Origin of the sequence: Pseudomonas sp. 3HC3, assembly GCF_044904505.1 — a bacterium.
Classification (GTDB): Bacteria; Pseudomonadota; Gammaproteobacteria; order Pseudomonadales; family Pseudomonadaceae; genus Aquipseudomonas; species Aquipseudomonas putida_Y.
The window spans coordinates 101,999-119,464 of the sequence record NZ_JADDRH010000009.1 but is presented as its reverse complement, the minus strand read 5'-3'; the positions used below and the strand labels follow the sequence as shown (position 1 = coordinate 119,464).

Annotated in this window: 20 protein-coding genes and 1 tRNA gene; 7 read left to right on the top strand and 14 right to left on the bottom strand. The window is 61.7% G+C overall.

Annotated features, from left to right (window positions below):
* The first annotated feature begins 6 nt into the window (after positions 1 to 6).
* Positions 7 to 102 (top strand) — tRNA-Sec (locus INQ47_RS14820).
* Between the two features lie 106 nt (positions 103 to 208).
* On the opposite strand, the gene INQ47_RS14815 is transcribed toward INQ47_RS14820, so the two are convergent.
* Positions 209 to 1,207: an asparaginase gene (locus tag INQ47_RS14815; RefSeq protein WP_404702002.1), complete on the bottom strand. Its 999-nt coding sequence runs from the start codon at positions 1,205 to 1,207 to the stop codon at positions 209 to 211.
* Between the two features lie 63 nt (positions 1,208 to 1,270).
* Positions 1,271 to 2,713: an alanine/glycine:cation symporter family protein gene (locus tag INQ47_RS14810; protein WP_404702001.1), complete on the bottom strand. Its 1,443-nt coding sequence runs from the start codon at positions 2,711 to 2,713 to the stop codon at positions 1,271 to 1,273.
* Positions 2,714 to 2,891: 178 nt separating this feature from the next.
* Here INQ47_RS14810 and INQ47_RS14805 point away from each other — a divergent pair, with 178 nt between their 5' ends.
* Positions 2,892 to 3,701: a helix-turn-helix domain-containing protein gene (locus INQ47_RS14805; RefSeq protein ID WP_404702000.1), complete on the top strand. Its 810-nt coding sequence runs from the start codon at positions 2,892 to 2,894 to the stop codon at positions 3,699 to 3,701.
* An 11-nt stretch (positions 3,702 to 3,712) separates the two neighbouring features.
* On the opposite strand, the gene INQ47_RS14800 is transcribed toward INQ47_RS14805, so the two are convergent.
* The 3 genes from INQ47_RS14800 to INQ47_RS14790 are packed head-to-tail and all read right to left on the bottom strand — an operon-like array spanning position 3,713 to position 6,416.
* Complete coding sequence (locus INQ47_RS14800; protein ID WP_339443329.1) at positions 3,713 to 4,558, bottom strand: alpha/beta fold hydrolase; 846 nt, start codon at positions 4,556 to 4,558, stop codon at positions 3,713 to 3,715.
* Between the two features lie 8 nt (positions 4,559 to 4,566).
* The gene (locus INQ47_RS14795; RefSeq protein WP_021783912.1) at positions 4,567 to 5,358 is read right to left on the bottom strand and encodes a TSUP family transporter; all 792 of its coding nucleotides are present in this window, start codon (positions 5,356 to 5,358) and stop codon (positions 4,567 to 4,569) included.
* Positions 5,359 to 5,375: 17 nt separating this feature from the next.
* Positions 5,376 to 6,416: a hypothetical protein gene (locus tag INQ47_RS14790; protein ID WP_404701999.1), complete on the bottom strand. Its 1,041-nt coding sequence runs from the start codon at positions 6,414 to 6,416 to the stop codon at positions 5,376 to 5,378.
* Between the two features lie 261 nt (positions 6,417 to 6,677).
* Here INQ47_RS14790 and INQ47_RS14785 point away from each other — a divergent pair, with 261 nt between their 5' ends.
* A complete protein-coding gene (locus INQ47_RS14785) occupies positions 6,678 to 7,562 on the top strand; it encodes a sugar nucleotide-binding protein (RefSeq protein ID WP_404701998.1) in 885 nt (294 codons plus the stop codon).
* Positions 7,555 to 8,487 carry an NAD-dependent epimerase/dehydratase family protein gene (locus INQ47_RS14780; RefSeq protein WP_252460342.1) on the top strand — a complete coding sequence of 311 codons (933 nt, stop codon included), beginning with the start codon at positions 7,555 to 7,557 and terminating at the stop codon, positions 8,485 to 8,487. Before INQ47_RS14785 ends, INQ47_RS14780 begins: the two co-directional genes overlap by 8 nt.
* A gap of 30 nt (positions 8,488 to 8,517) precedes the next feature.
* Here INQ47_RS14780 and INQ47_RS14775 read toward each other — a convergent pair whose 3' ends face one another.
* Positions 8,518 to 8,961: a helix-turn-helix domain-containing protein gene (locus INQ47_RS14775; protein ID WP_103443409.1), complete on the bottom strand. Its 444-nt coding sequence runs from the start codon at positions 8,959 to 8,961 to the stop codon at positions 8,518 to 8,520.
* Positions 8,962 to 9,063: 102 nt separating this feature from the next.
* Here INQ47_RS14775 and INQ47_RS14770 point away from each other — a divergent pair, with 102 nt between their 5' ends.
* Complete coding sequence (locus tag INQ47_RS14770) at positions 9,064 to 10,269, top strand: MFS transporter (RefSeq protein WP_404701997.1); 1,206 nt, start codon at positions 9,064 to 9,066, stop codon at positions 10,267 to 10,269.
* Here the strand turns inward: INQ47_RS14770 and INQ47_RS14765 are convergent.
* The 5 genes from INQ47_RS14765 to INQ47_RS14745 form a co-directional block, all read right to left on the bottom strand.
* On the bottom strand, positions 10,257 to 10,940 hold the full coding sequence (locus INQ47_RS14765) for an OmpW family protein (protein WP_021783920.1): 684 nt from the start codon (positions 10,938 to 10,940) through the stop codon (positions 10,257 to 10,259). The two genes, INQ47_RS14770 and INQ47_RS14765, sit on opposite strands and share 13 nt — an antisense overlap.
* A 109-nt stretch (positions 10,941 to 11,049) precedes the next feature.
* Entirely contained in the window at positions 11,050 to 11,562 is a 513-nt protein-coding gene (locus INQ47_RS14760) for a DUF3299 domain-containing protein (protein ID WP_404701996.1), read from the bottom strand.
* Between the two features lie 126 nt (positions 11,563 to 11,688).
* A complete protein-coding gene (locus INQ47_RS14755) occupies positions 11,689 to 12,954 on the bottom strand; it encodes an ABC transporter permease (protein ID WP_404701995.1) in 1,266 nt (421 codons plus the stop codon).
* Positions 12,954 to 13,664, bottom strand: a complete 711-nt coding sequence (locus INQ47_RS14750) for an ABC transporter ATP-binding protein (protein WP_209968263.1) — start codon at positions 13,662 to 13,664, stop codon at positions 12,954 to 12,956. Before INQ47_RS14750 ends, INQ47_RS14755 begins: the two co-directional genes overlap by 1 nt.
* A complete protein-coding gene (locus tag INQ47_RS14745; RefSeq protein WP_404701994.1) occupies positions 13,665 to 14,258 on the bottom strand; it encodes a DUF2796 domain-containing protein in 594 nt (197 codons plus the stop codon).
* 130 nt (positions 14,259 to 14,388) lie between these two features.
* Between INQ47_RS14745 and INQ47_RS14740 the strand changes: the two genes are divergently transcribed.
* Positions 14,389 to 14,733, top strand: a complete 345-nt coding sequence (locus INQ47_RS14740; RefSeq protein WP_404701993.1) for a hypothetical protein — start codon at positions 14,389 to 14,391, stop codon at positions 14,731 to 14,733.
* A 150-nt stretch (positions 14,734 to 14,883) separates the two neighbouring features.
* Here INQ47_RS14740 and trxA read toward each other — a convergent pair whose 3' ends face one another.
* From trxA to INQ47_RS14725, 3 genes are read right to left on the bottom strand one after another with little or no spacing between them, the layout of a single operon-like run.
* A complete protein-coding gene (gene trxA / locus INQ47_RS14735; protein ID WP_404701992.1) occupies positions 14,884 to 15,756 on the bottom strand; it encodes a thioredoxin in 873 nt (290 codons plus the stop codon).
* A gap of 31 nt (positions 15,757 to 15,787) precedes the next feature.
* Complete coding sequence (locus tag INQ47_RS14730; RefSeq protein ID WP_404701991.1) at positions 15,788 to 16,447, bottom strand: class I SAM-dependent methyltransferase; 660 nt, start codon at positions 16,445 to 16,447, stop codon at positions 15,788 to 15,790.
* Entirely contained in the window at positions 16,448 to 16,894 is a 447-nt protein-coding gene (locus INQ47_RS14725) for a YbaY family lipoprotein (protein WP_404701990.1), read from the bottom strand.
* Between the two features lie 106 nt (positions 16,895 to 17,000).
* Between INQ47_RS14725 and nrdR the strand changes: the two genes are divergently transcribed.
* Positions 17,001 to 17,465: a transcriptional regulator NrdR gene (gene nrdR, locus INQ47_RS14720; RefSeq protein WP_003255402.1), complete on the top strand. Its 465-nt coding sequence runs from the start codon at positions 17,001 to 17,003 to the stop codon at positions 17,463 to 17,465.
* Position 17,466 lies beyond the last annotated feature (1 nt).

The following is a 17,466-nucleotide window of genomic DNA, read 5'->3' as shown; positions in this document are numbered from 1 at the left end:
GTTCAAGGAAGGCAATCGCGCCCGGTGGCGCGGCCGGGCTTCAAACCCGGTTGGGGACGGCAGCCGTTCCCGGGCAGGTTCGACTCCCGCTGCCTTCCGCCATTTTTTCATCCTTTAGGGCCTCTTCGCGGGTGAACCCGCTCCTACACAGGAAACGCTATCGTCGTAGGAGCGGGTTTACCCGCGAAGAGGCCCTAAAGGGCGCTGATCAAGCCCGCTCGCCACACAAATCCAGGACAAACCAGCGGTCTGCTGCGTCAGCATCCAACCCTGCGCCCAGCAGTGCCACCATCTTGCCCAGTGCCGCTTCACGGGTCATGCCACCGCCACTGACCAGCCCGGCCCCGCGCAAGCGGTTGCCCGCTGCATAGGTGTCGAACACCACCGAGCCTTCCGGGCACTGGCTGATCGCTGCCAGCATCACGCCGCGCTGGCGCGCTGCGCTCAGCACATTCAGCAGCGCCTGGTCATCCGACGGCCCGGTACCGCTGCCGTAGCACTCCAGCAACAAACCCTGCACACCACTGTCGATCAAGGCCTGCAAATGCCCGGCCTGCAGCCCCGGGAAAACCGGCACGATCGCCAGATTGACCGGCTTGCGCGGCTGCTTGTAGCCCAGCTCGGCAGGGATCGTATCGGCCCGCTCAGCGTCACGATGGCGCGGCAGCGCCGCAAAGGCATCGAACGCTTCGCTGCGCAGCTTCGACGCCCGACAGCCATGCAGCAGCTGACCGTGGAAGTACAGCTGCACGCCCTCTTCCAGGCCTTGTTCGAACTGGCGCAATGCGCCGCACAGGTTGTCCCAGGCATCGCTGTCCGGGGAACCTGCCGGCAGCATCGAGCCGGTCAGCAACACTGGTACGGGCAAGCCAAGCAACAGGAACGACAACGCTGCAGCGCTGTAGGCCATGCTGTCGGTACCGTGCAGCACCAGCACGCCATCGTGGCCCGCTACATCCACCGCCTCGACGATGGCATCGCGCATCGCCAGCCAGTTGTGCTGTTGCATGTTGGCGCTGTCGAGCAACGGGTCCAGCTCTTGCAGCGTCCATTGCACCCGCGGTGCATTGGCCATCTGGGCAAAGTGTTCACGCATCCGCGCTTCAAAACCACCGGCCGGTGCCAGGCCTTCGGGGGTTTCGAGCATGCCGATGGTGCCACCGGTATAGAGAACGAGAAGATTCTTTACTGCGCGCATGGAAAGCATCCGTAGCGGTGAGCGGAGAAAGAAAAGCCGCCCGCGGAAGGGGCGGCTGGGCAGGGGAGGATATCAGCGCTGCGGCTGAACTTGGCCGACTGCTTTGTCAGTGGCTGTTTCCACCTGAGGATTGGCAGGCCAGGCATTGCGGTCCAGGTCCAGGTCGGCAAACTTGGACGAGTCGAACACAGGCTGCTTTACACCGGCCTTGCGCTGGTCGTCGTAGTCGCGCATGACTCGCAGGCCGACCTTGAACAGCAGGGCGAGGGCCACCAGGTTGACGAAGGCCAGGCAGGTCATGGTGATGTCGGCGAAGGCGAACACGGTCGACAGGTCTTGCATCGAACCCCACACGACCAGTGCCAGCACCAGGCCACGGAACACCATCAACACTACGCGGTTACGGCTGAGGAACTGCAGGCTGTTCTCGCCGAGGTAGTAGTTGTAGAGGATGCAGGTGAAGACGAACAGCGACAGCGCCACGCTGACGAACACCCGACCCCAGTCACCGACTACGGCGGCCAGCGAGTTCTGGGTCAGGACAATGCCGTCGCCCTCGAAGCCCGGGGTGTAGAAGCCCGAAAGCAGGATCAGCAGTGCGGTGCAGGTGCAGATCAGGAAGGTGTCGAGGAACACGCTGAAGGCCTGGACCACGCCCTGCGCGCCCGGGTGTTTCACGGCAGCCACGGCAGCGACGTTCGGCGCACTGCCCAGGCCTGCTTCGTTGGCGAACACGCCACGCTTCACACCCATGACGATGGCACTGCCGAGCAGGCCGCCGAAAGCAGGGTCGAGGCCGAAGGCGCTCTTGAAGATGGTTTCCAGCATGGCTGGCACGTGTTCGATCTGGGTGCCGATCACGTACAGGGTTACGCCGATGTAGGCCAGGGTCTTGACGGGTACCAGCAGGTCCGACACCGCCGCGATGCGCTTGATACCGCCGATGAAGGTGATGGCCAGCAGCACGGCCAGGACAATACCGCTGTGGCTTGGGTCGAAGGCAAAGGCGTTCTGCAGCGAATGGGTCATGGTGTACGACTGCAGGCCGATGAAGGCGAAGCCGTAGGTGACCAGCAGCAAGACCGAGAACACGATGGCCATGTTCTTGCGCTTCAGCCCGTGCTGGATGTAATAGGCCGGGCCGCCACGGTACAGGCCATCGCCATCAGCGCGCTTATACACCTGGGCGAGGGTGCATTCGAAGAAGCTGCTGGACATGCCCACCAGTGCGGTGACCCACATCCAGAACACCGCACCTGGGCCACCCAGGGTGACTGCGATACCGACACCGGCGATGTTACCGGCGCCCACGCGGCCGGCCAGGCTCAGCATCAGGGCCTGGAAGGAGCTCAGCTGGCCTGCCTGGCCACGCAGCGATTCCTTGAACACGCTGAACATATGGGTGAAGTGGCGGAACTGGACGAACCGGGAGCGGATGGTGAAGTAGCTACCCAGCCCTACGATCAGCACGATGAGGAGTTTCCCCGAAAGGAAATCGTTGATTACTTCGAGCATTGGAAAATGACCTCGATTCTTATTCTTCGTGTGGAAAGACCAGCGGACGGCAGGCGCACCGCTATTCGTTGGGGCGCATGGTTGGCTATGACAAGACTGGTTACAATTTCGCGGATTGCTCTGACTTGATGCGACTTGATGCTACAATGGCGTCATTCGCGTCACCTGGATTCCGCATATGAGCGATCACTTCGCTACCAACCTCAAACTCGCCTGCAGCCACTACCGCTCTATTTCAGAAGTTTGCCGCCAGCTCTCGATCAACCGCGCGCAGTTCAACAAGTACCTGAGCGGGCAAAGCCGTCCGACGGCTTTCAACCTGAAGCGCATCGGCGACTTCTTCGGTGTCGAGGATTACGAACTGAACCTGCCTGCCGAGCAGTTCGCCCGTCTGATCGGTGCGCGGGTATCGACCCTGGCCGAGCAGCCCAGTGACCCGATCAGCGAGTTGTTCCGCCCGCTGCACGAACATGCGGGCAACCTGTCGCGCTATTGCGGCTACTACTTCGAGTATTCCAACTGCATGTCGGTACCGGGCACGATCCTCGTGTCGCTGGTGCACCTGTGGGAAGAGCGCGGCCGTTTTCTGTTCGAGCGCCAGGAGCGTCAGGAACGCTCCAGCGCCAGCGATCAGCATGCCGAAGTACGCTGTCGCTACCTGGGTGCGGCGTTCCAGTTGCAGGACCGGATGTTCCTCATCGACTACGAGTCGCTGACGTTCAACGAAATGAGCCAGACCATCCTCATCCCCAGCTTCAAAAGCCGCATCACCCGGCTGAATGGCTTGAAGGCCGGCGTATCCAGCGGCGACCGGCGCAACCCGGCCTGTACCCGGGTGGTATGGGAATACCTGGGCGAGGAGATCAATCGCATCAATGCGTATCGACAGGTGAAACTGTACCGGCCGGATGATCCACGCATAGACGACGATGTGCGTAAGCGGCTGAGTGTGGCGCCGTTGCGCAACGGTCTGTTCGAGATCGAGTAATGCTCAACGCCTTAAGCATTGTCGAGGATGAACGTTGCTACTGCGTCCGCAACCTGGTCCGCTATCGCTGGAGCCCTGCGCAAATGTGCCGCGATGCCATGGTCGCAGTCGGTAAGAAACAGGCATTGCAAGCGCGACGCTGAAACTGCTCGCATCAAGGCGAGGGTAACTTCTTCAGGAATCGGGCTATAGCGTTCAGTGCCGGCAATCCACAGGTTGCCAGCGCTGGTGCCAGGGCCTTTGCCGAATCTCTGGGAGTTGAGCCCGTCGTACTCGCCGATCACCATCAATACTCTTCCACGAAACTGGTTGAGGAAGGTGTAGCTATCGCTCTCCAGAAAACCGAAAGGCTTGTTGATGGCAGCAGTGAATGCTGGGCCGAACGGCGCCTGGTAGGCGTGGTCTGGATAAACTGCTGGGCAGATTAATACGATGTTGTCCACTTGTGGCAACTGTGCTGCAAGCTTGAGCGTAATTGCCGCGCCAAGGCTGTGGCCTATGAGCGTTCGGCATCGAGGCGCGATATGCGCGTGGAAACGCTGTGCTTCATCAAGGTTCGTAGCCAGTGACGGCGACATTGCGCCTGGTTCGCTGGCGAGGCTATGGCCTGACAGATTGCCAGTGAGTGAACCAATGCCTGCGGCTTGCAGGCGATAAAGCAGGGGGTTGAGCCGGGTAAAGTCGGAACGCGCGCCCCCCAAAACGAATGCTGGAGCTGCGCGCTCGATATCAGGTACCAGCAATCGCGCCTGTTGCTGGTAGTTTCCAAAGACTTCATTGATGAACAGCTCTTTGCCTGGGGCGGGCTCGTCAAACTGCCACTTCACGCGCTGCGGGGAAGTCTTTTGAATGTGCATGGTGCTCTCTAGAAGAACTGGTTGAGCCATTCGCCGAGCGGGTTGCCCGTATCGAGCAGCAGTTTGAGTGCCATGATGCAGCAGACGCTGACCAGCAGCGGCTTTATGAGGCGCGAGCCGAAGCGAACTGCGCAGCGTGCCCCCAATTGCGCGCCCAGAAAGGCGGCGAGCGCCATTGCCAGCGCCAGCGGCCAGATGATCGCCCCGCTGAGAGAAAAGACTGACAATGCGCCCAGGTTACAGGCTGCGTTCAAAAGCTTGCTGGTGCATACGGCTTGAATGAGGTGCTGGCCCAAGAGGACCACGCAAGCCAGCATGAAGAACGAGCCGACTCCAGGGCCAAAGATGCCGTCATAAAAGCCAATGATTGGTGCAGCCGTCACGCAGAATAGGCTAGTCGATACCTTTGCCTTGCGCGCTTGTTCATTCGGCTTTGGACTGAAGGCAAAGTAGGCGGCGATCAGGATCAGCAGTGGTGGGACGCACGCCTGCAAAACGCTTTTGGGGACGTAAGTTATCGACAAGGCTCCCAACGCCCCACCGATGAACGACATGACAGCCATGGGACTGCCTCGTCTCCAGTCGATCATGCCTTTGCGGGCGAAGGCGCACGTAGCCGAAACCGTAGCCGAAGCTGCCTGGAACTTGTTAGTGGCAATAGCTGCCAAGGGTTCTACACCGGCAATAAACAGCACCGGGAGCGTGATAAGGCCACCGCCGCCGGCGATAGCATCAAAAAAGCCGGCCATCAGTGCAACCAGTGCGAGTAGCAGAACAAACGTCAAGTCGATTTCGATCATGGGGTATTTTCCTGTGCTCAACCACGGACCAGCAGCGGGTCTTCAGCGAGCACCAACGGTACGGCGAAGGGGGAGTATCCGAATTGACGGATAAGCAGGCGCCGGTTGTCCTTGACCTTGTCGCGGCCGTGCAAGGCTCGGCTGTTGTTGATCAACAATGCGCTGTCAGGTTGCAGGGCAAACGTCAGCGGTTGTGCAGTGCTCAGTGCTTTTTGAAAGGCGTTGAACGCGCGCGCCGCAGCGTTGCAGGCACGTTCATTCAGACTGAAGCGATAGCTGTTGTATCGAACAGAGAAACCACCATTGGGCTCGAACTGCAGCATTGAAACTGCTTTGCCGGCATTGCCCTGTCCCTGAGCGAAGCAGTCACTGCGTGTGAAGTCGAAAGACTTTGAAGTCAGCGCAAGTGTGTCCAGGTTACTCAAGCGTTCGATGATTTCCCGGAGTGGGAAGACATTCGTAGGTTCATTGGCGGGGTTCCAGCGCGCAGTGAGAATCAGTGCTGAGGGAGCAGGGGAGTGAGCGTTGCTGGCGTTTGTTGAGCAGTTGTAAGGTGCTTCAGTGTGTGGCCCTAAGCGCAAGCCCGCATGCGAGCTGGTTTCAACCTCCAGGCAGGGATCTTCGTCGGGTCGCAGGACGCGGCCACCGCCCTTGAAGTTGCCGACCAGGCGGACCTGTTTGCCATCGTTGTCGATATCGAAGGCGAAACTGCGGTGGCGTACGAGTTCCAGCAGCAGTTGATTGCGCGAGGCAAGGTATTGGCAGCGAGGGCTTTGCGCCAGGGCGGTAATGTCGGGTAGGTATTCTGGTATTGGCTCGTTGGCACAGTGCATCTGCCTGTACATCAAGGCAGATAGATGGCCTTCACTGAAGCGCCGGAGGAGCGCACGCTGTTCTTCACTCAAGGCTTTTTCGAGTTGATCGGCGAATATACGAGCCTGAAGTGCTACTCCTTTAGCCTCCGGTCCACCCAAATCAGCAAGGGTTTGGCTTGCAAAGGCTATGGCCTGGCTTTGCTCTGGGTAAAAATCCAGGTACGCAGCTTCGGAATGAGGCATTGAACGTTCCTTGTAGTTTTTTTGTGAGGCTCCCTGCCTGGCAAGTGGGGAGTCGACTATTCAATGCAGTTATGCCGATACGTGGAAGTCAGCCCATTCCTCGTATGTCGTAGGAGATTTCTGTCTGTGGCGGTATTGAGCGGTGAAACTGTGGAATCGCTCCCGCCTGCGGCATCCAACGGGGCCGGTGTTGGACTTCCCGGGCAGGAAACCGCAAAATAACCCCTTTACTTCATCAACCTCTCCGGATCTGCTGACTCTATGCGTATGCGCCTAATGCTGTTGGGTGGTGGCAATGCCCTCGGGCAAGCGCTGATTCGTCTTGGGGCCGAGGAGGACATCGCATTCCTGGCACCGCGCCCGCCCGAGAACGGCTGGGCGCCCTCAAGCCTCACTCAGCTGCTCGATGACCATCGCCCCGACGCGCTGGTCAACCTGGCCTATTACTTCGACTGGTTCCAGGCCGAGTCGGTCAGCGATCAGCGCCTGGCCCAACAGGAACGGGCGGTGGAGCGGTTGGCAGAGCTGTGCCAGCACCATCAGATCACCTTGGTGCAGCCATCCAGCTACCGTGTGTTCGATGGCTCGCGGGCCACGGCCTATAGCGAAAAGGACGAGCCAGTGCCACTGGGTCTGCGTGGCCAGGCGCTATGGCGCATCGAGCAGAGCGTGCGTGCGGCCTGCCCGCAGCATGTGCTGCTGCGCTTTGGCTGGTTGCTGGACGAGAGCATCGATGGCGCATTGGGACGCTTCCTGACCCGTGCCGAGCAGCCACAGGAGCTGCTGCTGGCCGATGATCGACGTGGCAACCCGACGCCGGTCGATGATGCCGCCCGAGTGATCCTGTCGGTGCTCAAGCAACTCGATTGCAATGCGCCGCTGTGGGGCACCTACCATTACGCTGGCAATGAGGCGACCACGCCGCTGGCGCTGGGCCAGGCGATCCTCGCCGAGGCCGGTCAATACCGCCAGCTGGCCGTTCAGGCCCCCACGCCGCAGGCCCATGCCGCGCGCCCGGATGCCAGCGAAGAACCACAACACGCGGTACTGGCCTGCAAGAAAATCCTTCATACCTTCGGTATCAAGCCGCGTGCCTGGCGCGCTGGCTTGCCACCTCTACTGGACCGGTTCTACCGCCATGGCTGACGCCCCCATCCTGATCACCGGCGGTGCCGGCTTCATTGGCTCCCACCTGTGCGATGCGTTGTTGGGCAAAGGCTACGCCGTACGCATTCTCGACGACTTCTCCACCGGCCGGCGAAGCAACCTGCAGGTCGACCACCCACGGCTGGAACTGATCGAAGGTGATGTTGCCGATGCCGGGCTGGTCACTCAGGCTGCGGCTGGCTGCCGTGCTGTGGTGCATCTGGCCGCGGTGGCCTCGGTTCAGGCCTCGGTCGAAGACCCGGTGCGTACTCACCAAAGTAACTTCATCGGTACCCTCAACGTTTGCGAAGCCATGCGCGTGCATGGCCTGCGCCGGGTACTGTTCGCCTCCAGCGCAGCGGTATACGGCAACAATGGTGAAGGGAAGTCGATTTCCGAAGACACACCCAAGGCGCCGTTGACCCCTTACGCCGTGGACAAGCTGGCCAGTGAGCAGTATCTGGACTTCTACCGCCGCCAGCATGGCCTGGAGCCGGTGGTGTTTCGCTTCTTCAATATCTTCGGGCCGCGGCAGGACCCTTCCTCGCCGTATTCCGGGGTGATCAGCATCTTCTGCGAGCGTGCTGTGCAGGGCTTGCCGATTACGGTGTTCGGTGATGGCGAGCAGACCCGGGACTTCCTCTACGTGGGCGACCTGGTGCAGGTGATGGTACAGGCACTGGAGCAGCCGCAGGTCGAGGAGGGGGCGGTGAACATCGGGCTGAACCAGGCGACCTCACTGAACCAGTTGCTGGCTGCGCTGGAGAAGGTTGTAGGGAGCTTGCCAGCGATCAGCTATGCGGCGGCGCGATCGGGTGATATCCGCCATTCGCGAGCGGATAACCAGCGGTTGTTGGCGCGGTTCGAGTTTGCGCAGGTGACGCCGATGGTTGAAGGCCTGGCAAAGCTTCTCGGTAAAGGCTGAACCCCTCGGGGCTGCGCCGCGGCCCTGACATCACCCATGCCGCACCCTTCTGCGCTGGCAATCTTCGGGATGTAAGGCCCGCCCATCCTGGCTGCGGACCTGCAATATTTGAAGCGCTTGCCCCGTCACGCCGTCCACCAGCTCCGAACGCGTTTCACCCGCCTCGAACAGAAACCGCTCCCCCCACTGCCTCAAACCAACCACCACTGGAAATACCGACTGCCCTTTGTCGGTCAGCACGTACTCTTTGTAGGCACTGCCATCCGACGCCGGCTGTGTCATCAGCAACCCACTTTCCACCAACAGCTTTAGCCGCGAGGTGAGGATGTTCTTCGCCAACCCCAGGTTCTTCTGAAATTCACTGAAGCGCCGTAGGCCGTCAAAGGCATCGCGCAGGATCATCAGCGCCCAACGGTCACCCAGCACCTCCAGAGCCCGGGCCACGGGGCACTGCGCATTGTTTTCATCGAGCATGGGGCACGCCTGTCTTGATTATCTGGTTGCAGATTAAAACCACATTTGTTAAATAGCCAGCGTGTGGTTTCAAATTGAAACCAGATTCCAGAGGCTGGCCCGATGACACCTTCGCTGACACGCTGGATAACCCTGTTGCTTGCCACCACCAGTGCGATGGCTGTGGCGACGGTGTACTTCGCTCAACCGCTGCTTGAGTCGATGGCTGCTGAGTTGGGGGTGGCGCAGCAGCAGATTGGCTGGGTAGTCGGCGCGACCCAGGCGGGCTACGCCCTGGGGCTGCTACTGATTGTGCCGCTTGGGGATTTGATCGACCGTAAACGTCTGTTGCTCGGCCAGATGCTGTTCTCGGCGCTTGCGCTGGTCGGCGTTGGCATGGCGCCGAACTGGGCAATATTGCTGCTGGCTCTGGCTATCACCGGGTTGATGGCCGTCATGGTGCAGGTGATGGTGGCTCATGCCGCGAGCCTGGCCTCACCTGGGCAGCAAGGGCAGGCGGTAGGCACCGTCACCAGTGGCGTGGTGCTGGGTATTCTGCTGGCACGGCTGGCTTCGGGCGGGCTTGCTGACCTGGCCGGTTGGCGAAGTGTGTACCTGGTCGCCGCAGGACTGTTGATGTTGTTGGCGCTGGTGCTGTGGCGCAGTCTGCCCGGAGGGCAGCCGATGAGGAGCCGGCCGCGTTACCGGGCGCTGATCATGGCCCAGTTCAGCTTGTATCGGCACGACCGGTTGCTGCGCCAGCGCGGCGTGTTCGGTGTGTTGATCTTCGCCGCATTCAGCGTGCTGTGGAGTGCCATGGTCATGCCACTCAGTGCTGCGCCGCTGGCGCTGAGCCATACCGAGATCGGCCTGTTTGGCCTGGCAGGTGTCGCGGGTACGCTGGCGGCTTCGCATGCCGGTCGTCTGGCTGACCTTGGGCGGGGTGAGCGTACGACCGGGGTGTCGTTGGCCCTGCTGATGCTGTCGTGGCTGCCAACAGCGTTCGTCGAGCATTCAATGCTGGCCTTCGTGCTGGGTGTGCTGATGCTGGACTTTGCCGTGCAGGCAGTACATGTCACCAACCAGAGCCTGTTGCTGGCCGGGCGTGGTGCGATGGCTAGCCGTTTGATCGGCGCCTACATGTGTTGCTATTCGCTGGGTAGCGGTTTGGGGGCCGTGCTGGCGAGCTGGGTGTTTGCACACTGGGGCTGGGTTGCGGTGTGTGGGCTTGGCATGGGCATCAGTGCCGCCGCGCTGTGCTACTGGCTATGGCTGCAACGCGCGAGGGCGGCCGAGGCCGCCCTGCAATGTTCAGGTCAGAACTTGTAGCCAAGGCCGACCATATATACCCACGGGTCGACGTCAACGTCGACCTTGGTCTTGCTGTAGCCAAGGGCGGTCGGGCCGTTGACGCTGGCCTTGGTGTCGATGTCGACGTACCAGACCGAGGCGTTTACCAGCAGGTTGTCGGTCAGCATGTAGTCCATGCCCAGTTGGCCGGCGATACCTACCGAATCCTGCAGCTTGAGGTTGCTGAAGCCTTGTTGCTTGCGTGCGCTGCTCAAGTCTTCGTCAAAGAACAGGGTGTAGTTGATACCGACGCCAGCGTACGGCTGGAAGCGCGAATTCGGCTCCATTGGGTAGTACTGCAGCGACAGCGTCGGCGGCAGTTGCTTGATGTCCGCCAGCTTGCCGTCCAGCCCGCCGCCCAGACCTTTTACGGCGACGGTGTGCTTGAACGGGGTAGCTGCCAGCAGCTCCAGGCCGATGTGGTCGGTGAGCATGTAGGCAAAGGTCAGGCCCAACTGGGTATCGCTGTCCAGGGTCGCCTTGGTGCCCGACACCTTGTTGCCGTCGAACTTGAGGTCGCCGCTGCTCTCGTTCGGGGCGGTGGTGATGGCGCCTGCGCGCAGGATCATGTCCCCCGCCTGATAGGCGTGGGCGGCAGGGGCGGCGAGCGCAAGGGCCACAAGCGAGGCACCCAGCAAGGACTTGTTCATGGAAGCTCCCAAAGGACGTTATTAATCGAGTAGTCCAATGGTACGGAGCTGGTTAAACGGAAAGTTTGACCCAGCTCAACGAAGCGTCTTCACGAATTCGAAACAGTTCTCATCTCAGCTCATAAGCGTAGATTTTCTCGGCTTCCATCTGGTAACCGGCGTCGGCCAGTTCGCTGCTGGAAGCTCTAACCTGCATCTTTCCCTCGATCCAGTAGGGCTGGTAGAGGTCTTCGACGCGCACGCCCATCTCGCTGAAGATATGCACGATCTGGTTCGGCGGTGGCGGCGGCACGTGGATGCACGCACCGTAGTAAGGGACCAGCAGGAATTCGGTGGTGCGGCCTTCTTCGCTGACCTCCAGTGGCACGATGTAGCCGGGGAGCTTGACCTGTTGGCCGTCGAGGCTTTTTACCACTGGCGCATTGGGCGCCTGCTGGCGCGCGGGTGGGGCGGATTCGGCAGACAGGGCGTTGCTGAGCTGTGACATGTCGTGCAGCGGGGTGAGTTGCGGCGGGATGACCGGTGCACCTTCAGGGATCAGGGCGGGCCAGTCCAGCTCCTTGGGTTCGACGGCCCATAGAGGCATCGCTACCAGCAACAGCAGGGCCAGCAGCATTTGCATTGCCGGCCTCTTCGCGGGCATGCCCGTTCCCATAGGTACTGCACAAGGTCCGAAGCCTGCGGGGCTCCCTGTGGGAGCGGGCGTGCCCGCGAAGCAGGCGGTGAGATGTTTGATCATTACGCGCACTCAGAGGTGGATGGACAGGCCGTCGGCCAGCGACTGCCGGTAGGCCCGCCACGCCGGCACGCTGCCCATCAGCAACGCCGCCCCCAGGATGATAGCCAGCAAGGTCCATTCATGAGTACTCGGCAGAGCCAGTGGCAAATACAAACCATAGTTGGCCTGCACATACCCCTGTGCCAGGGCGATACCCGCATATAGCAAGCCAAGCCCTGCCACGATACCGACCGACGCCAGTGACAGTGCTTCCAGTACCAGCAACCCTGCAATATGCCAAGGCCGGGCCCCGACTGAACGCAATATTGCCATTTCTCGGCGGCGTTCGTTGAGGCTGGTGAGAATCGCCGTGAGCATGCCGATCAAACCGGTCAGCACCACGAACAGTGACACCACGAACAATGCCTGCTCTGCGGTGCCCATCAGGCTCCACAGCTCTTGCAGGGCGACCCCAGGCAGGATCGCCAGCAACGGCTCGCTGCGGTATTCGTTGATTTCCCGCTGCAGACTGAAGGTTGCGATCTTGCTGTTCAGGCCAAGCATGAATGCAGTGATGGCAGCAGGTTGCAGGTCCATCGTACGGGCCTGCTCGGCGCTGATGCGCCCGGCGCCACGGGCGGGTACGCCGTTGTGCCAGTCGATATGGATCGCCTCCATGCCGCCCAGGCTGATATGCAAGGTGCGGTCGACAGGTGTGCCGGTGCGCTTGAGTATGCCGACCACGGTAAACGGCTTGTCGTCGTGCTTGACCAGACTGATTGCGGCCACACCGTGGGCCAGCACCAGCCTGTCACCCAGCTTGTAGTGCAATGCCTCGGCCACTTCGGCGCCGAGCACCACCTCGAAGGGGTCGTTGGCAAACTCACGCCCCTGGCTCAGTTCCAGATGCTGGCGGCGGCCGTACTGATAATGGCTGAAGTAATCTGTGGTGGTACCCATCACTCTGTAGCCACGGTGCGAGTCGCCCAGCGAGATCGGGATTGCCCACTTCACCCGTGGGTCCTGGGCATAGTGCTGAAAGCTGTCCCAGCGGATGTTATTGGTCGCGTTGCCAATGCGGAACACCGAATACAGCAGCAGGTTTACCGAGCCAGAGCGTGCACCGACGATCAGGTCGGTGCCGCTGATGGTGCTGGCGAAGCTGGCACGGGCTTCGGTACGGACCCGCTCAACAGCCAGCAGCAGGCACACCGACAGGGCAATGGCGAAGGCGGTCAGAAACGCGGTGAAGCGGCGGTTGGCCAGGCTGGCCAAGGCAAGGCGGAGCAGGTACATCAGGCCTCCCGGGGCTTGGCGGCACGGTTCAGTTCAGCAAGCGACAGGTGACGGTCGAACAGCGGTGCCAGGCTCTGGTCGTGGCTGACGAACAGCAGGCTGGCGCCGGCGGCGCGGCACTCATCGAACAGCAGGCGGATGAACGCTTCGCGGGTGTCTGCATCCAGAGCCGAGGTCGGTTCGTCGGCAATCACCAGCTCAGGCTGGCCGATCAGTGCGCGGGCGGCTGCGACCCGCTGCTGCTGGCCGATCGACAGGCTGTCGGCGCGGCGGGCAAGCATGGCAGGGTCGCCTAGGCCCAGGTGGGTCAGCAGCGTGCTGGCCGCCTGGTCAACACTGCCATGGCGCTGCTCGGCGCGTGCCTTGCGGCTGCGCGAGAAGCGGCAGGGCAGCTCGACGTTTTCACGTACCGAGAGGAACGGCAGCAGGTTGAACTGCTGGAATATGTACCCTGTGTGATCGACCCGAAAGCGGTCGCGGGCGCCCTGGCTCAGGCTGCCGAGATCCTGGCCGAGCAACTGGATGCGGCCCTGAGCCGGCACGTTCACCCCGCCCAGCAGGCCCAGCAAGGTCGTCTTGCCACTGCCGCTAGGGCCTTTGAGAAACAGTGCTTCACCAGCGTCCAGGCGCAATGCCGGAATATCCAGCAGCGGCGGGTGGCCTGGCCAGGCGAACACCAGGTCATGCAGATCGATCAACGGCTGGTTCATTCAGAAGGCGACCGCTGCCTTGGCCGGCGTGGTTTCCACGCCTTTCTGGCCATTGGGGCCGATCAGTTGCACGTTGATTTTCTGGGTGGCGGGGAAGGCCTTGAACAGCGGCGCCAGGTCCAGCTGGGTCAGTTTGTCGGGGTTGGCGCACGTCAGCTGATAGTGGGCGCCGATGTCGCTGTGCTGATGGCCGTGTTCATGTTCATGTTCATGTTCGTGCTCGTCACCATCGTCGTCGGCCTTCGAAGCGTCACCGAACAGAGGGCTTTCCAGCGCCTGCTGCTCTTCCTTGCAGTCCGCGGCAGCAGATAGGCCGAACAGCTTCAGTGGTTGTTCAAGTTGCTGGCGCACGGCGGCGACTTTGGCCTTGTCGGCATCGCTGCTGGCGGCATGCTCGAAGCCGACCAGGTTCATTGCCGGGCTGTCCAGCTCCAGTTCCAGGGTATTGCCATCGAGTACCGCGTTGAGCTTGGCCACGCCATGCTCGTGGGCGCCGAGCGAGCCGTGGGCGTGGTCATGATCATGGTCATCGTGGGCATGGGCAACGGCCAGTGGCAGCAAGGCGAAGGGCAGGGCGAGCAGCAGGCGACGCATGGACGACTCCGGAGCGGGCTGAAAGATTCGGTTATGTTATAACAACTTTTCTGCTTGCCGCCAGTCTGTGTGGCACAGGTTTCATGTTGCGGTAGCATGGGTACATTGACGTGGGCTCAAGGAAAGCATCGTGAGAATTCGTGGACAGATTGGTGACTGGCCGGTGGACCTGACCATCGAGCTTACGCCTGAAGAGTGGGCGCAGTTGGGGCGGCAGACCGAGGTGCCGGTGGTAGCCCAGGCGGCTGCGACAGCTGCGGTGGCCGGGCCGCGCCAGAATGACGCTCAGTGGGCTGCGGCGCGTGAAGTGTTGCGTCTGGCAGGACAGATGAGCGGGCCGGAATTGCTGGACCGGCTGGAAGGGTTGGCCGGGAGTACGGCGGCGGGCAAACGGCTGCTGGTGCGTTTGCGGCACAGCAGTGAGGTCAAGGTGGAGAGTGGCGTGGATGCGCCGGTTTATCACTGGTTAGGGTGAGCGCTGTTTTCGCTGTTGGAGCAAAGCCTGCGCGGTCGCCTGTAGGAGCGGGTTTACCCGCGAACACCGGCAGAGCCGGTGCCATCCACCGCGTTGGCTTCTTCGCGGGCATGCCCGCTCCCACAGGTACAGCGCAGGCTTCAAGGTCACTCAGAACATTGCCGCCGACAGCTTGCGACGATAAACACCAACCAGCGGGTGATCGCCACCCAGCAATTCGAACACCTGCAACAGCGCTTTCTGCGGCAGCCCGTTCTCGTAGCCACGGTTACGCTGGAACAGCTTCAGCAGCCCTTCCAGCGCCGCCTCATACTGCTGGCGCGCCAGTTGCTGAATGCTCAGCTGATAAGCCGCCTCGTCGTCTTGCGGGTTCTGCGCCAGGCGGCTTTTAAGGTCAGCCACTTCCGGCAGGCTGGCGGCCTGGCGCAGGAAGGTCAGCTGGGCCTTGGCGCCGGCCAGTGCAGCTTTGTGTTCGTCAGTCTTGACCGCATCCAGCACCACTTGCGCTTCGCCCAACTCGCCACGCTCGGCCAGGCAGCGGGCATACAGAATCAGCGCTTCGGCATTGCTGTTGTCCTCACCCAGCAGCGTCTGCAACAGCGCTTCGGTTTCGGCAAAACGGCTTTCGGCAAACAGCGCCTTTGCCTGCTCCAGTGGTGAGGCAGTGGGCGCGGCTGGCATTTGTACATGCGGCTCGAGCATGGCGCGGATCGCCGATTCCGGTTGTGCCCCGGCAAAGCCGTCTACCGGCTGGCCGTCCTTGAACAGCACCACTGTCGGCAGGCTACGGATGCCGAACTGGGCAACCACCTGTTGCTCCACGTCGCAGTTGATCTTGGCCAGCAGCAGTTCGCCCTGGTAACCCTCGGCAATCTTTGCCAGCAATGGCATCAGTGCCTTGCACGGCGCGCACCACTCGGCCCAGAAGTCCACCAGCACCGGTTTGTGGAAGGAGTTCTCGATCACCAGTTGCTGGAAGTTGGTATCGGTGGCGTCGAAAATGTAAGGCGTGTCTTGGGTCATCGCGACTCTCGCAAACTCGTGTATGGCAACACTATAAGGTGTCGCGGCTGGCGTGGTACAGGCTGACCCGGCGGAATTCGTGTGGCTCGGCCAGGTCCGGCAGGGTCAGTGCTTCGAGCACGCCCAATTGCTGGTACAACGGGTGGCGAAAGTCACGTACCCGCGAGTCGGCCACCAGGGCCTGGCGACCGCGGCTCAGGAAGGCATCCAGCAGCGGCAGGTTGGCGCGGTCGTACAGCACATCGGCAACCAGGATCAGGTCGAAGCGGTCTTCCTCGGCAAAGAAATCGCTGCTGTAGCTTAGTGTCACCCCGTTCAGTGCCGCATTCGCACGGCAGGCATCAAGGGCCAGCGGGTCGAGGTCGCAGGCCATCACTTCCAGTGCACCGGCGCGTGCAGCAGCAATGCCGGCGATACCAGAGCCGGCACCAAAGTCCAGCACGCGCTTGCCCGCCACCCACTCCGGGCGTTCGGCCAGGTAGCGGGCCATTGCAAGCCCACTGGCCCAACAGAAGCTCCAATAGGGCGGCTCTTCGAGAATGCGCCGGGTTTCTTCGCTGCTGAAGGCGCGATCCATGTTCTGGTCGTCGATCAGCCATAGCTTCAGGTCGCAATCGGGCAGTTCGCTGACGATCAGGCGCGCTTCACCGATCAGGCCGCAGAGGGCCTGTTGCAGGGCCAGCGGCGCCACTTAAGGCGCCTTCTCGAAACGCAACGGGCCGGTAGCCTGGGTCTGTGCCTGGGTAATGCGCACCGGGGGCAGGTGCATGATCAGCTGGCCGGAGTTGCTGGCGCGGCCACGCAGTTCGACCCGGGCACCAGGCGGGAAGGCTTCGGGGTTGAAACGCAGGTGGTAGGGCAGTGCCTGGCCAGTACCGGTCAGGTTACTGCTGGCCAGCAGGCGCTGCGGGCGGTCGCGTTCGTCGATGACCAGCAAGGCCAGTTCCACTTCGGCACCCGCCGGGACTTCCAGCAAGGTGCCGCTCAGCTCGCGCTGGTAGGCCGGTAGCGGGCCCGGTACTTCGGCCTTGGCCGAGCGGGCTGGCGTGGGCGCCGGGTTGTCGGTCTTTGGCCTGTCGCTGCCGCAGGCAGCAAGCAGAGCGGCGCAGCACAGCACGACGAGCGCTCGGTAGTGCATGGGGGAGTCCTTCACGGGCATATTTCCCATGGATGTTAACCCCTTTGGCTTGTCTTGCCAGTGCAATGCGCTACCATGGCCCTCCCTTTTTTTGTTGCCTGCCACCATGCACTGTCCCTTTTGCGGTGCCAACGACACCAAGGTCATCGACTCTCGCCTCGTTGCAGAGGGCGAGCAGGTGCGCCGCCGCCGTGAATGCGTGGCCTGCGGCGAGCGCTTCACCACCTTCGAAACCGCCGAGCTGGTGCTGCCCCGGCTGATCAAGCAGGACGGCACACGTCAGCCCTTCGACGAAGAAAAGCTGCGCGCCGGCATGCAGCGGGCGCTGGAAAAGCGTCCGGTCAGTGTCGAGCGCCTGGAGGCTGCGTTGGCGCACATCAAGAGCCGGCTGCGAGCCACTGGCGAACGCGAAGTCAAATCGCTGGTGGTCGGTGAAATGGTCATGGCCGAGCTGCGCAAACTCGATGAAGTGGCCTATATCCGCTTTGCCTCGGTGTACCGGCGCTTCCAGGACCTCGACGAGTTCCGCGAAGAAATCGACCGCCTGGCCCGTGAGCCAGCTAAAGAGTGAA